The sequence below is a fragment of the Niveispirillum irakense DSM 11586 genome (genome assembly GCF_000429645.1).
In the GTDB taxonomy this organism is placed as follows: domain Bacteria; phylum Pseudomonadota; class Alphaproteobacteria; order Azospirillales; family Azospirillaceae; genus Niveispirillum; species Niveispirillum irakense.
On sequence record NZ_AUCG01000021.1, the window covers coordinates 260,494 to 274,746 of the forward strand.

Sequence of the window (14,253 nt, forward strand, 5' to 3'; positions counted from 1 at the left end):
GCGCGTGCCACCTTGACGTTAAATCAAATCGGGAGGAAACGATGGTGGACAGGCTTTATCACTTTGTCGGTGGCGCGCGGGTGGAGGGTAGATCCGGTCGTTTCGCACCGGTCTTCACGCCCATGACGGGGGAGATTTCCGCCGAAGTTCCCTTGGCCAGCGCGGCGGAACTGGCGGACGCGGTGGCCAATGCCAAGGCGGCGCAGCCGGCCTGGGCTGCCACCAACCCGCAGAAGCGCGCCCGTGTGCTGATGAAGTTCCTGGAACTGCTGAACCGGGATTTCGACAAGCTGGCGCTGAAACTGGCCCTGGAACATGGCAAGACCATTCCCGACGCCAAGGGCGATATCCAGCGCGGGCTGGAGGTGGTGGAATTCGCCATCGGCATCCCGCACCTGTTGAAGGGGGAGTTCACCGAAGGGGCGGGGCCCGGCATCGACATGTATTCGATGCGCCAGCCGCTGGGCGTGGTGGCGGGTATCACCCCGTTCAATTTCCCCGCCATGATCCCGATGTGGAAATTCGCGCCCGCCATTGCCTGCGGCAATGCCTTCATTCTGAAGCCGTCGGAGCGTGATCCGTCCGTGCCGCTGCTGCTGGCGGAATTGATGGCGGAAGCTGGGCTGCCCAAAGGCATTTTGAATGTGGTGAATGGCGACAAGGAAGTGGTGGACGCCATTCTGGACCACCCGGACATCAAAGCCGTTGGCTTTGTCGGTTCCACCCCGATTGGGGAGTACATCTATTCCCGCGGCACGGCCAACGGCAAGCGGGTGCAGGCGTTTGGCGGGGCCAAGAACCATGCGCTGATCATGCCCGATGCCGATATGGATCAGGTGGTCGATGCCCTGATCGGGGCCGGCTATGGCTCCGCCGGGGAACGCTGTATGGCCATTTCCGTGGCCGTGCCGGTGGGCCAGAAGACGGCGGATATTCTGGTCGACCGGCTGGCCAGCCGGGTGCGCACGTTGAAGGTGGGCCCCTCCACCGATCCGACGGCGGATTTCGGCCCCGTCGTCACCCGCCAGCACCTGGACAAGATCAAGGCCTATGTCGATATCGGCATCCAGGAAGGCGCTGAACTGGTGGTGGATGGCCGCGAACTGACCCTGCAGGGCTATGAGAATGGCTTCTACATGGGCGGCGTGCTGTTTGACCGGGTAACGCCGGAGATGCGGATTTATAAGGAAGAAATCTTCGGCCCTGTGCTCTGCGTGGCGCGCGCCGATGATTATGAGGCGGCTCTGGCCCTGCCGAATGATCATGAATATGGCAATGGCGTCGCCATCTTCACCCGCGATGGCGACACGGCGCGTGATTTCGCCGCCCGTGTCGATGTGGGCATGGTCGGCATCAATGTGCCGATTCCGGTGCCGCTCGCCTATTACACGTTCGGCGGCTGGAAGCGGTCCAGCTTTGGCGACCTGAACCAGCATGGGCCGGACAGTGTGCGCTTCTACACCAAGACCAAGACGGTGACATCGCGCTGGCCTTCGGGCATTCGCGACGGGGCCAGCTTCGTCATCCCCACCATGGGGTAAGGGGCCAACCGCCCCGGTTCTTCTCAGAAATCGCGGCCTTATCGCGCCCTCCCAGGGCGGGCCGCAGACTGGGGCGGTGGTTGGCTGGGCCCGACAGGGGCGACAGGCGCCCACCGCCCGTTTTCTTTTGCCAAGGATCGACCGAGATGGATTTCGATCTGACCGAGGACCAGCGCGCTATCCAGGATCTGGCGCGCGGATTCGCCACCGACCATATGGCGCCTTTCGCTGCCGACTGGGATGAAAACCAGATTTTCCCGGTTGAGACCCTGCGCAAGGCCGCAGAACTGGGCTTTGCCGGGCTTTATTGCCGCGACCAGTTCGGCGGCACCGGCTTGGGCCGCCTGGATGCGGCGATATTGTTTGAGGAACTATCCGCCGCCTGTCCTTCCACCGCTGCCTATCTGTCCATCCACAACATGGCGGCCTGGATGATCGACACGTTCGGCAATGAGGAACAGCGGGCGAAATGGCTGCCGGATCTGTTCAGCATGGCCCATTTCGCCAGCTATTGCCTCACCGAACCGGGGGCGGGGTCGGATGCTGCATCGCTGCGCACCAAGGCTGAACGCGATGGTGACCATTATGTGCTGAACGGGTCCAAGGCCTTTATCTCCGGCGGCGGGTCCTCCGACATCTATGTGGTGATGGTGCGCACCGGCGGGCCGGGACCGAAGGGGATTTCCTGCCTGGTGGTGGAAAAGGGCACGCCGGGCCTCTCCTTCGGCAAGAAGGAACGCAAGATGGGTTGGAACAGCCAGCCCACCGCGCAGGTGATGTTTGAAGATTGTCGTGTGCCCGTAGCCAACCGGCTGGGGAACGAGGGCGATGGCTTCAAGATCGCCATGAAGGGGCTGGATGGCGGGCGGCTCAACATCGCCTCCTGCTCGCTCGGTGGCGCGCGGGCCTGCCTGGAGGCGGCAAAGGCGCATATGGAGGTGCGCCAGCAGTTCGGCAAAAAGCTGAATGAGTTCCAGGCATTGCAGTTCAAGCTGGCTGACATGGCCACAGAACTGGATGCCGCAAGGCTGATGGTGCATCGTGGGGCCGTGGCCCTGGATGCGGGCCATGCGGAGGCGACGACCTGGTGCGCCATGGCCAAGCGTTTTGCCACAGATGCCGGTTTTCAGATCGCCAATGATGCGCTGCAGCTTCATGGTGGTTATGGTTACATCCGGGAATATCCGGTGGAACGCATCCTGCGTGATCTGCGTGTCCACCAGATACTGGAAGGCACCAACGAGATCATGCGGGTGATCATCGCGCGGCGGCTGTTGCAGCCCTGATGATCGCCCGTCCAAGAATGGGGAAATGACCGTGAGCTACGAGAATATCCTGGTTGAAACCAAGGGCGCCGTCGGCATCGTCACGCTGAACCGTCCCAAGGCGCTGAACGCCCTGTGCGATGCGCTGGTGACAGAGTTGGGCGATGCCCTGGACACGCTGGAAGCTGATGCCGCCATCGGCGTCATCGTCGTCACCGGGTCGGAAAAGGCGTTCGCCGCCGGGGCCGACATCAAGGAGATGGCCGGCTTCACCCATATGGACGCCTATCTGAACGATTTCATCACCCGCAAATGGGGCCGGCTGGCCACCTGCCGCAAGCCCACCATTGCCGCTGTCGCCGGCTATGCCCTGGGCGGCGGGTGCGAATTGGCGATGATGGCGGATTTCATCATCGCGGCGGACAATGCCAAATTCGGCCAGCCGGAAATCACCATCGGCACCATCCCCGGTGCCGGCGGTACCCAGCGCCTGACCCGCGCCATCGGCAAGGCCAAGGCGATGGAAATGTGCCTGACCGGTCGCATGATGGATGCAGCGGAGGCGGAACGGTCCGGCCTTGTCGCCCGCGTGGTGCCGGTTGCTGACCTGATGGCGGAAACCGTGAGGATAGCGGAAAAGATCGCCGCCATGTCCCGCCCGGTGGCCATGATGGCGAAGGAAAGTGTGAACCGCGCCTTTGAAAGCAGCCTGGCGGAAGGCCTGCTGTTTGAGCGCCGCACCTTCCACAGCACCTTCGGCCTGGAAGACCAGAAGGAAGGCATGGCCGCCTTCGCCGAGAAACGTCCGCCCGCCTTCAAGGGGCGTTGAGAAGAAAGGGGCCGGCCGCAGGGTCGGCCCTTTTTGCATGTGCGAAAATTTCTTGTGTGCGCCGCAATCGGCCCATAAATTACCGTTTCGATAAAAACAAATTTCGGGAGGAACGTAATGACCGGCTTGAATGATGTGGTGATCGTTGCGGGGACGCGCACGGCGGTGGGCGGCTTTGGCGGCAGCCTGAAGGACATTGCGCCTGCCGACCTGGGCGCGCTGGTGATTGCGGAGACGGTGCGCCGGGCCGGGCTGGCCCCGACCGATGTGCAGCATGTGGTGATGGGGCAGGTGATCCCGTCCGGCCCGCACGATGCCTATCTGGCCCGCGTCGCCGCCGTGAAGGCTGGCCTGCCGAAGGAGGCGCCGGCCCTGACACTGAACCGGCTTTGCGGGTCGGGCGTGCAGGCCATCATCTCCGCCGCGCAGATGATCCGGTTGGGGGAATGCGAGGTGGCGGTGGCCGGCGGGGCGGAGAGCATGAGCCGGTCGCCCTATATCATGCCCGCGGTGCGCTGGGGCCAGCGCATGGGCGACGCCGCGATGCTGGATGCGATGGTCACGGTGCTGACCGACCCGTTCCATAATATCCATATGGGTGTGACTGCGGAGAATGTGGCCGAGCGCGAAGGCATCGACCGCGCCGCCCAGGACGCGCTGGCGCTGGAAAGCCATGCCCGCGCTGCCCGCGCCACGGCGGAAGGGCGCTTCAAGGAACAGATCCTGCCGGTGGAGGTGAAGGCCAAGGGCGGCACCCGCTTGTTCGACACGGATGAACATGTGCGGACGGATGCCAAGTTGGAGGATTTCGCCAAGCTGAAACCCGTCTTCAAAAAGGATGGCACGGTGACAGCGGGCAATGCCTCCGGCCTTAATGATGGGGCGGCGGCTGTCACCTTGATGTCGGCTGATGCTGCGGCCGCGCGCGGGGTGAAGCCCCTGGCGCGTATCGTCGCCTGGGGCCATGCCGGCCTGGAACCGGACGTGATGGGCCTTGGCCCCGTCCATGCCGTGCCCATCGCCCTGAAGCGGGCGGGGCTGACCGTCGCTGATATGGATGTGATTGAAAGCAACGAGGCGTTCGCCGCCCAGGCCTGCGCCGTGTCCAAGCTATTGGGCTTCGATCCGGCGAAGGTCAACCCCAATGGCAGCGGTGTGGCCCTGGGCCATCCGGTGGGGGCTACGGGCGCCATCATCACCGTGAAGGCGCTTTATGAACTGGCGCGGACAGGTGGTCGCTATGGGTTGATCACCATGTGCATCGGTGGCGGCCAGGGCATTGCCATGGTGATTGAGCGCGTGTGAGGTCTTTTCTTCTTATTGGTTGAAATAAGAACAATATATGCGCAATTTGGGCGGTATCCTCTGGGTGCCGCCTTTTTTGTTCGTGCCGATCCCGATCCGCCTGTTCCTGCTTCTTCTGCTGCTGGTCGCCCCGCCCAGCCGGGCGGCGCCCTTGCCGTCGGCTGCCCCCACCCCTTTTCTGGTCGAGGAAGGAACAGCCTGGGCGGCGATGGAATGGGACCGGGAGGGCCGGCAGGGCGTGCTGGGGCTGCAACCCCTGCAATCCGTCGCCGTGCAACTGCGGCAGGATCGGGGTGCGGATGGCGTTGGCGATGCCGACCTTCGCCTTTGGCCGGCGGGAAAGTGGCGACCGTCGCTGGTGCTGGGGGTGCGGGGGATCGGCGCGGACACGTCAAGGCGCCTGGATAGCGCCATGGCCGGCATCCGTCTTGGTTCCGTCGAACTGGGCGCGGGCATGGGCTGGGCCGGCGGCCTGTCCTGGTCGAAGCCGAAGCCTTTGGCGGCACTGCAGGTGCCCCTATGGACCGATCGGGCCTGGATCAAGGCGATAGCGGCCAGGGCCGGACCAGCGGCAGAAACGTCGGTTACGCTGGGCGCGCGGCCTCTGTCATGGCTTGATCTTTCCGTTGGATGGCAACGTTATCGCGGGGCTGTACTGGGCGTGGCGTTGCGATGGGATATGGCCGGCATGGATCGCCCCTGGCCTTTGCCCGCGCGTCAGCCGGACGGGGCTTGGTGGAGCGATGTGGATGCCGCCATGGACCCGGCGGAGAGCATCGCCGCCGCCGCATTTACGGGGCGGGTGGCAAAACCGGCAACCCATCGCCTGGGTCTTCCCGGAATCGTGGCGCATTTGCCGGCCTTGCAGGTGCAAAAGGCCGCCCGATGGGATAGCAGCGGCGCCGAAATCCGCCGGGGAACGGAATTTGCCCGCGCTGCCCGTCCCACAGCCTTGGCCCGGCATTGGGAGATGGCGTTGACCGGATGGGGAGAGATTGGCCCCGGCCCCCCTGAAACGGGCCAGTGGGGCCGGCGGGTGGGGCTGGATGCTGGGTTGACGGTGCTGCCTCTCGCCGGCCTGTTGCTGCACAGCGCGGCACGCACCAGTTTGGCCCACGATCTGGGCAATTTCCCCCAGGGGGACTTCACGGTGGGCCGCGCCGATGCCCCCCTTTATCCAAACCGGGACATCAGGTGGAACCGGGGGCAGGGCGCCTTATTGCTGACCCTGGCCCCACCGCTGGATGTGATGCTGGAGGCTGGATATCTGGAGGAGATGTTTGGCGGGTTCGGTGGTGAACTGCGCTATCAGCCGCCGCTTGCCCGCGGGTCGGTGGGCGTGGAGGCGCACCGGTTGTGGAAGCGCCAACCGGATGGCAGCGGGCACCTGCCCAACAGCCGCATCCATACCGCCCATCTCACCCTTGGCCTGGAAGGGCCGGGAGCGGAAAGCCGCCTGTCCCTGTCTGCCGGGCGCTATCTGGCTGGCGATTGGGGGGCGGAGATAGGGGTGGAACGCTGGTTTGGCAGTGGGGTCTCCTTGACGGCGGGGATCACGATGGCCGGGGAAGCGCCCTTTGCCCGGTTGGGCGTGCGCATGCCCTTGGGCACCATCGGCGATCGCGTGTCTCTTTCCGTTCGTGGAAAGGTCCAGCCGCTGGGCCGGTGGGGCGGACAGCGGCTGGACAGGGCCTTTCTGTTGGGTGATCTGCGGCGTGACGCCGGCTATGGACGCCTGCTGGCCGGATGGGACCGCGCCTTTACACCGTAAGGTAATCAATCTCCCACGGTTCCGCCGCGGCGGCGGCGGTCCATTCCTTCATGGCGGGCAGGTCCAGGACGGCTGAGACATAGGCATCCGGCACAGGCTCCAGTTCCACCCCCCAGCCCCGCATCCGGACGCAGACCGGGGCGAACATGGCATCCGCCAGGGTGAAACGGCCGAACAGGAACGGGCCACCCTGGCCGAATCGGGTACGGCAATCGGTCCAGAGTTCCTGGATGCGGGCAATGTCGGCGGCAGCAGCGGCCACCCGTTCCGGGACGTCATGCCGGGTGCGCAGATCCATGAACAGGTTGCGCCTTAGATCGGTGAAGCCGGAATGCATCTCCGATGCGGCCGCGCGGGCGATGGCACGCGCCTGCCGATCCGCCGGCCACAGGCCGGCATCGGGATAAAGCTCCGCCACATATTCGCAGATGGCCAGACTGTCCCAGATCACCAGCCCGTCATGTTTCAGCACCGGCACCTTGCCGGACGGGCCATGGCCCAGCAGCGTGGCCTTGGTGTCCGGCTGGCGCAGCGGCACAACAATTTCCTGAAAGTCGGCACCGGCCTGCCGCAAGGCCAGCCAGGGCCGCAGCGACCAGGAGGAATAGCTTTTATTGCCGATGACGAGGGTGAGTTCGTTCTGTGTGCCCATGGAAGCTTGCCCGTTGCGCAGTTTGCCACGGGAGAGTAGGGCTGGAAGCAGAAGCCACCAAGCCCCAACTTCAAGGGGCGTGATACGAATGTGGCGCCATACATAGCCGTCCACCGCCATCTCAAGGACTGATGCACCGTGCTGGCCTGTCTGCTGAACGCCCCCGCCGCCGATACCGTCCCCGTCACCCTGCTGAAAAAGGCCGAGCTTGATGCCTGGCTGGCCGCAGCCCCTGCGGCGGATGCCGCCTGGGTGCGCCGCCTGGGCTTTACCGCCACCCCCGGCAGCACAGCGCTGATTGCCGCTGCTGATGGCAGTCTGGCGCGTGTGCTGGCCGGTGTTGCCGATCCGGTGGATATCTGGTCGCTGGCGGGCCTGCCAGGCAGCCTGCCCGCCGGTTCCTATGCGCTGGAAACGCCGCTGGATGCGGCGACCGCCACCGCTGTGGCCACCGGCTGGGCCCTGGCCTGCTATCAGTTCACCCGTTACAAAAAATCCACCAAGAGCTTTGCAGCGCTGGTGATCCCGGCCAATGCCGATTCTGCGGCTGTTCTGCGCTTCGCCCAGGCGGCCTATATGGTCCGCGATCTGGTGAATACCCCCGCAGAAGATATGGGGCCGCCGGAACTGGCGGCTGCGGCGGAAATGCTGGCGGCCGAATATGGCGCCCGTGTCAGCACCATCGTCGGTGACGATCTGCTGGTGAATAATTATCCCATGATCCATGCCGTGGGCCGCGCCGCTGCCAAGGCCCCACGCTTGATCGACCTGAACTGGGGTGACAAGTCCCATCCGCTGGTGACGCTGGTCGGCAAGGGTGTCTGTTTTGATACCGGCGGGCTGGATATCAAGCCCGCCTCCTCCATGCTGATGATGAAGAAAGATATGGGTGGTGCCGCCCATGCCCTGGGCCTTGCCCGGCTGATCATGGATGCCAAGCTGCCGGTGCGCCTGCGCGTGCTGGTGCCGGCGGTGGAAAATGCGGTGGCCGGCAATGCCTTCCGCCCCATGGATATTTTCCCCACCCGCAAGGGCCTGACGGTGGAGATCGGCAATACCGATGCCGAAGGCCGTCTGGTGCTGTGCGATGCCCTGACGGAAGCCGATAGCGAGCAGCCGGCACTGCTGATCGATTTCGCCACCCTGACCGGTGCCGCCCGTGTGGCGCTGGGCCCGGAATTGCCGGCCCTGTTCAGCAATGATGACGCCCTGGCGGCGGAGATCAGCGCGGCGGCCACCACCACCCATGATCCGTTGTGGCGCCTGCCGCTGTGGCAGGGCTATCGCAGCCAGTTGGACAGCAAGATCGCCGATCTGAACAATGCCCCCGGCGGCGGCATGGCGGGCGCCATCACGGCGGCGCTGTATCTGGAACAGTTCGTTTCCAAACAGACGCCGTGGGCGCATGTCGATCTCTATGCCTGGAACAGCAGTGCCAAGCCCGGCCGCCCGGAAGGCGGAGAGGCCATGACGCTGCGGGCCTTTTTCAACGTGATCGCGAACCGGTTTGCCGCCCAAGGGTAAGCCTGTTGGTTCCCGCCTTGCCGTAAAACACTTTATTCGGCACACTCCGTTTCGCGTCCGGTTGCGATTTCGCAAGGGGCCGGCGCGAAGCGGTCGGGGGGCGGCATGTCACGAAACCTTGAGGCGCTGCAACTTTGGCGGGGGGCCTTGGTGGCCAGCGTGCGCAAGGACGGACCGGACCTGTCGGCCCGGCAACTGGCCTTGATGCTGACCGTCTATCTGACCCCGCCGCCCCATACGGTGCGGGGTCTCGCGCAGACATTGAATGTATCGAAGCCCGCCATCACCCGGGCGCTGGACCGGCTGGGCCGGCTGGGCTACATCAAGCGCAAGCGCGACCAGCAGGATCGCCGCAACGTGCTGGTCCAGCGGACTGTCAAAGGGTCCGTCTTCCTGGCTGAATTCGGTCAGATGGTGATTGATGCGGGGCAGGCGGCGCCGGTCGGTGAAGAAGGGGGGACGCTTGATCCCGCCCTGGACAGCAATGGCGGTGTTCCCGCCGCCATGGTGGCGGCAGCGGATGCCGCCCGACCGGAAGCCCTGGCACCATCGGCATGAGTGACGAACAAAAGCTCGACCCCCGTATCCATCCCTATCGCGACGATCTCGCCGCCTCTTACCTGAAAGGCAAGGTCGAGGCGGCGCGTTTCATCGACGGTGTGCCCTGCCAGATCGGCGCCGGTTTCATGGCGCTGAAGGAAGGCCCGTCTTTTGAGGCGCGCCAGGCCAGCGAACTGCTGCATGGTGAGGATTTCACCGTGCTGGAAGAACATGATGGCTGGGCCTGGGGGCATAGCGTGCGCGGTGGCTATGTTGGCTGGCTGCGGGTGGAAGGGCTTTCTGCCGAACCGGAAGCGCCAACCCACAAGGTTACGGCGCTGCGCACGCTGCTTTATCCGGCGCCGGACGTGAAGCAGCCCTTTGCCGACATTTTGCCCATGGGCGCCCTTGTCACGGTGATCGGGGAAGAGGGCTCCTGGCGGCAGGTGTCCGGCGGCGGCTGGATCTATGCCCGCCATCTGGCACCGCTGGCTGATAAGGCAGCCGATCCGGTGGCCGTGGCGTTGCGATTCGTCGGCACGCCCTATCTGTGGGGGGGGCGGACCAGCATCGGCATCGACTGTTCCGGGCTGGTGCAGGTGGCGCTTCAGGCGGCAGGTATCGACTGTCCGCGCGACAGCGACCAGCAGGCGGCCTCGGTTGGCACGCTGGTGTCAGGTGATGGCGCTGGACTTGCGTTCCAGCGTGGCGATCTGGTGTTTTTCCCCGGCCATGTCGGTTTAATGGTCGATGGCAGCAATCTGCTGCACGCCAACGCCTTCCATATGGAAGTGGTGGTGGAACCCCTGGCCGATGTGCTGGCCCGTGCGGGGGACAAGGGGATTACGGACGTCCGCCGTCTCTGATCTGCCCTCCCGTCGGCGGCGGTCTCGCGGCAAAACCAAGCCAAGAAAAAACCCGCCGGCGGCTGCCGGCGGGCTCTTCCCTGATGATCGTGTGATCGATCAGAACTGGAACTGCATGCGCAGGGCCAGCGCATCCAGGCCCTGTTCGGTGCCGTTCGGACGCTCGACCGTGGTGTTGACGTAGTTGACCATGAAGCGGATGGCGTTGTTGACGTACCAGTTCACGCCCAGGGTCCAGTTCTTCTCTTCACCGGTGCCGGTACCAGCGACGCCGCCGGCGCGGTCGATCAGATTGACCGTGGAGTAACGGGCCGCGATTTCCCAGGCGCCAAAGCCGCCCTGACCCACCGGCCAGGAGGGCTTCACGGTGGCCCATTCGCCGGGCTTATAGGCGCGACGCTCGCCGGTCAGGATATAGCCGGCGGAGACGTAGTAACCGTCAAATTCCGGGTCCTTGAAGCTGTTGGCGGTCGTCGTGCCGGGCAGGCGCTCGTCCGTGCTGGCGCCGAACTTGTAGTATTCGCCAGCGCCCCAGAAGCTCTTGAAGTTGAAGCCCAGATCGGCGCCGTAGGCGTACTGGTCATCAATGCTGTTGATGGTGCCGGTGCTGGTCAGCGACGTGCGGTTGCCGCCGATGCGAACGCCCGGACGATCACCGAAAGAAGCGGTCTTCGTGATCTGGGTGGCGCTGGTGCGGGCAGCGGTCTGCGGGGTTACCTGATAGACACCGGACAAACCGATACCGGCGCCGCCTTCATTGCTGCTGTAGAACTGATAGGCAGCGCGGCCCAGCAGGTTGACCATATCGTCGATGGTACCCGTGGTACCGGTCTGGTTGCCGGTCACGTAACCAGCCAGGAAGTAGTTGCTGCCCTTGGTGGAGATACCGAAGCCGGTACGGCTGTCGGAACCGCCAATACCGACAACGATATTGTTGATCGGCGCGCGTTCCATGAAGGCGATATCGTTGGAGGAGGTGCTGTCATCCAGCGTGAATTTCGGCTGGAACACACCCATGATCACCTGGCTATCCTTGAAGCCATTATAGGTGATGTTGGCAGCCTGGACCTGGGAAGCGCCACCACGGTCATTGGCGAAGTTGCCGGTGAACTCATAGCCCCAGTCATTGTAGACGGTGCCTGCAACGCCCAGGAAGGCGCGACGGAGCTGGAAGCCGTCGGTGGCGTCGGTGGTGTAGTTATCCTTGTTCACCCAGGTGCCGTAATCCATGTGGATGCGGGCGCGCAGAGCGACATCGAACTTCTTGTCGGCGGTCACAACACGCATGCGGCCACCGTCGGCAGTGACCTTGGGCATATCGGCCAGCGTCTTCTGAACGGCCTTCTGCTCCTTGGTGACATTGTCCTTCAGGCTGGTCAGCTGGCTCTGCAGAGCCTGGATCTGCTGCGCCAGCGCATCAATCTGCGCCTGGGACGCGCCGCCCGCCGGGGCGGTCTGCGCCAGCGCCGGGCTGGCAATCAGGGCCGCGCCGACAATGGTGCCGGCCAGCAGGGTGGACTTGAAGTTCATTGTTCTTCTCCGGTGGAATGCGCCGAAAGCCGGACCTCACTGCCCAACCCGCCTAATGCCGAAGTTGTAGCCGGTGTGATCCCGTGCCCCGCCGGAGGGCTATCAAACCGTCATTACCGATTTGATGAGGTTTTATTACAATGAAATGACGATGATCGGTTGTTGCATTATCAACACGGTTTTCCGTCTCTGGATTGGCTGTTTAATTCAGTCAGATCACTGTCATAATTATTTCATGAAAATGGAAAATATCCCTCCCCGTAATAGGGCCGGAAAGAGAGGGCGGTCCGAGGTTCCTGTTGAAGAACCGGGGGGTAAGATGAAATATAGCCGGCTTAACCTTAACAAGAATCGGCGCCACCCGTTTCTCATCCCAGGTCCATGAAGCAGATGCCGCCTCTTCCCCCATCAGCCATGTTGCCACCCGCAGACATGGCCGCCTTTCACAATCTGCAAGGCGGCCATGCATCGGCGCTTGGGGCCCGGGGCTTCCCCACCCTGCTGATGGTCGGGGGGATGATGGCGATGGTAGGGCTGCTGATCCTGCTTGTTGCATGGTCTGGCCGTGGTTCCGACCATGAAGCGGCAGTCCGTGTGCAGGAGGGGGTCCGGGCCGCCCTCTCGGCCATGGAGGGCGATCTTGCCTCAACGGTGGGCGAGCATGCTGCTCTGCTGGATCAGGCGCAGGGCGTTCCCCGGTGGCTCGGACGTAATGGCGACACGGTCCTGGTGATGGATGTGGCTGGGCAATTTCGTCTGGGGTTCCGGGATGGCAAACCGCTGGCCGATTCTGACCTGCGGGATTTATCCTCTGTTGCAGAAATTAGCCGTCTGGCCACGCATGTCCGGTCGGTAACCGCCAATACCGGCCAACCGGTGACAGGCGGACTGATCTTTCAGGACAGCTATCATCTCGTCGGTGCCGCCGGCTTTGACGATGCGGAAGGGCAGGGGGCTGTTTTGCTGTTGCGGCGGCTGGATACGGCGGCTGCCCGGCAAAGCCTTGTGCCGTTGTCCTTGACTGAAGTGGCCGTCACCGCGGCTGACCCCGTTGGGGGGGCGGTTGGGCGCATTGCCCTGCCTGTTGCCCTTGGCGATGGCACGGTACAGGGCTGGCTGGTCTGGCAGGCCCCTACACCCGTGGGGGATTATCTGGCCCGTCTGGCCTGGCTTCTTCTGCCTCTGCTGCTCGTTGGGCTTGGTGCCGGGGGCCTTATGGTCGGGCGCTTCCGGCAGCGGGCCCGCCACCATGCGATCATGGCGGATCGGCTGGAACATATTGCCGCCGCCTACCGGCTTCTGGTCGATGGATTGCCCGATCTGGTGTGCCTGCTGCGTGACGGGCGGATTGTTCTGGTGAACCAGGTCGGTGCAGCGCTGCTGGGGGCTAAGGATGGCCGTGAACTGACGGGGCGGTTCTTCGCCGATTTGCTTCCCCCCTCCGCGAGGCTGACCTTTCAGCGACGTGTTCAGGGCAGTGGGCCTGTTGCCGACGGATCGGTCTGGGATGCCACCGAACTGGCGGGCGCCGGGGGGGAGCCGATGCCCGTGGAACTGGCCTTATGCCGGCTGGAGCCGTCGGGACGTGATTTGATCATTGTTGCGCGGGACCGCCGCGAGCATATGACCAACCGTGCCCAGGTGCAGGCGGCGGAAGTGCGTGCCGCCATGGCTGACCGCGCGCGCGGCCGGTTTCTCGCCAATATCAGCCATGAATTACGCACGCCTTTGAATGCGATCATCGGCTTTTCGGAAATCCTGCGGGATGAGTTGCTGGGCGGATTGGGCGCCCCGCAATATCGCGAATATGCGATCGATATTCATGAAGGCGGCCTGCATCTGCTGCGCCTGATCAATGACCTGCTGGATATTGCCCGCATGGATGCCGGGGAACTGGAGCTGCGCGAGGGCTGGGTTGATATGTCGGCGCTGGTGGAGCGCTGCGATCGGCTTTTGTCCCAGAAGGCGACGGCAAAGCAGGTACGTGTTTCCACCCGCGTCAATCCCGCCGGGCTACGCCTGCTGGTGGATGAGGTCCGGATCAAGCAGTTGCTGGTCCATCTCTGGAGCAATGCCATCCGTTTCAGTGCTGAAGAGGGAGCTGTTGCTATTGAGGTCGGCGAGGACCAGGAGAGCGGTGATGTCGTGATTACCATTGCCGATAAGGGAATCGGCATGGATGTTGCCGCCATGCGTCTGGCACTGGAGCCTTTCGGACAGGTGGAGGATGGCCATGCCCGGCGGCAGCCCGGCGCCGGGCTGGGGCTGCCATTGGCGCGCGGCTATGCGGAAGCGCATGGGGGCAGCTTGCAAATGGAAAGCTCGCCGGGGGTTGGAACGACGGTGCGCGTCCGCCTTCCCGCTGACCGCGTCCAACGCCCGCCGTCCCCTCCGCAAGCCCGGCCGGGAACGGTGGCATGAGATGAGGAG

General features: G+C 64.0%; 11 protein-coding genes. 9 read left to right on the top strand and 2 right to left on the bottom strand.

What is annotated here, in order from left to right; all coding sequences use genetic code 11:
- Nucleotides 1–41 precede the first annotated feature (41 nt).
- From G473_RS0110160 to G473_RS0110180, 5 genes are all read left to right on the top strand, one after another.
- The gene (locus G473_RS0110160; RefSeq protein WP_029013002.1) at nt 42–1,541 is read left to right on the top strand and encodes a CoA-acylating methylmalonate-semialdehyde dehydrogenase; all 1,500 of its coding nucleotides are present in this window, start codon (nt 42–44) and stop codon (nt 1,539–1,541) included.
- Nucleotides 1,542–1,687: 146 nt separating this feature from the next.
- The gene (locus G473_RS0110165; RefSeq protein ID WP_029013003.1) at nt 1,688–2,827 is read left to right on the top strand and encodes an isobutyryl-CoA dehydrogenase; all 1,140 of its coding nucleotides are present in this window, start codon (nt 1,688–1,690) and stop codon (nt 2,825–2,827) included.
- Between the two features lie 31 nt (nt 2,828–2,858).
- A complete protein-coding gene (locus tag G473_RS0110170) occupies nt 2,859–3,635 on the top strand; it encodes an enoyl-CoA hydratase (RefSeq protein ID WP_029013004.1) in 777 nt (258 codons plus the stop codon).
- Between the two features lie 117 nt (nt 3,636–3,752).
- Complete coding sequence (locus tag G473_RS0110175; protein WP_035706466.1) at nt 3,753–4,940, top strand: acetyl-CoA C-acyltransferase family protein; 1,188 nt, start codon at nt 3,753–3,755, stop codon at nt 4,938–4,940.
- A gap of 37 nt (nt 4,941–4,977) precedes the next feature.
- Nucleotides 4,978–6,711: a YjbH domain-containing protein gene (locus G473_RS0110180; RefSeq protein WP_029013006.1), complete on the top strand. Its 1,734-nt coding sequence runs from the start codon at nt 4,978–4,980 to the stop codon at nt 6,709–6,711.
- Here the strand turns inward: G473_RS0110180 and G473_RS0110185 are convergent.
- Nucleotides 6,701–7,363 (bottom strand): glutathione S-transferase family protein, encoded by a 663-nt coding sequence (locus tag G473_RS0110185; protein WP_029013007.1) that lies wholly within the window; start codon nt 7,361–7,363, stop codon nt 6,701–6,703. The genes G473_RS0110180 and G473_RS0110185 overlap by 11 nt on opposite strands.
- A gap of 138 nt (nt 7,364–7,501) precedes the next feature.
- Here G473_RS0110185 and G473_RS0110190 point away from each other — a divergent pair, with 138 nt between their 5' ends.
- From G473_RS0110190 to G473_RS0110200, 3 genes are all read left to right on the top strand, one after another.
- A complete protein-coding gene (locus G473_RS0110190) occupies nt 7,502–8,887 on the top strand; it encodes a leucyl aminopeptidase family protein (protein WP_029013008.1) in 1,386 nt (461 codons plus the stop codon).
- Between the two features lie 105 nt (nt 8,888–8,992).
- Entirely contained in the window at nt 8,993–9,445 is a 453-nt protein-coding gene (locus G473_RS26245) for a MarR family transcriptional regulator (protein WP_084437882.1), read from the top strand.
- Entirely contained in the window at nt 9,442–10,293 is an 852-nt protein-coding gene (locus tag G473_RS0110200) for a C40 family peptidase (protein WP_029013009.1), read from the top strand. The genes G473_RS26245 and G473_RS0110200 overlap by 4 nt, the downstream gene beginning before the upstream one ends.
- A 99-nt stretch (nt 10,294–10,392) precedes the next feature.
- Here the strand turns inward: G473_RS0110200 and G473_RS0110205 are convergent, their stop codons facing one another.
- A complete protein-coding gene (locus G473_RS0110205) occupies nt 10,393–11,823 on the bottom strand; it encodes a porin (RefSeq protein WP_029013010.1) in 1,431 nt (476 codons plus the stop codon).
- A 390-nt stretch (nt 11,824–12,213) separates the two neighbouring features.
- Between G473_RS0110205 and G473_RS29200 the strand changes: the two genes are divergently transcribed.
- Nucleotides 12,214–14,244, top strand: coding sequence for a sensor histidine kinase (locus G473_RS29200; protein ID WP_161630967.1), 2,031 nt, complete (start codon nt 12,214–12,216; stop codon nt 14,242–14,244).
- Nucleotides 14,245–14,253: the final 9 nt, after the last annotated feature.

Excerpts from the sequence above, each read along its gene's own strand:
- G473_RS0110200 (WP_029013009.1), top strand. The coding sequence starts at position 9,442 with ATGAGTGACGAACAAAAGCTCGACCCCCGTATCCATCCCTATCGCGAC.
- G473_RS0110185 (WP_029013007.1), bottom strand. The coding sequence starts at position 7,363 with ATGGGCACACAGAACGAACTCACCCTCGTCATCGGCAATAAAAGCTAT.
- G473_RS0110160 (WP_029013002.1), top strand. The coding sequence starts at position 42 with ATGGTGGACAGGCTTTATCACTTTGTCGGTGGCGCGCGGGTGGAGGGT.
- G473_RS0110175 (WP_035706466.1), top strand. The coding sequence starts at position 3,753 with ATGACCGGCTTGAATGATGTGGTGATCGTTGCGGGGACGCGCACGGCG.
- G473_RS0110180 (WP_029013006.1), top strand. The coding sequence starts at position 4,978 with ATGCGCAATTTGGGCGGTATCCTCTGGGTGCCGCCTTTTTTGTTCGTG.
- G473_RS29200 (WP_161630967.1), top strand. The coding sequence starts at position 12,214 with ATGCCGCCTCTTCCCCCATCAGCCATGTTGCCACCCGCAGACATGGCC.
- G473_RS26245 (WP_084437882.1), top strand. The coding sequence starts at position 8,993 with ATGTCACGAAACCTTGAGGCGCTGCAACTTTGGCGGGGGGCCTTGGTG.
- G473_RS0110205 (WP_029013010.1), bottom strand. The coding sequence starts at position 11,823 with ATGAACTTCAAGTCCACCCTGCTGGCCGGCACCATTGTCGGCGCGGCC.
- G473_RS0110165 (WP_029013003.1), top strand. The coding sequence starts at position 1,688 with ATGGATTTCGATCTGACCGAGGACCAGCGCGCTATCCAGGATCTGGCG.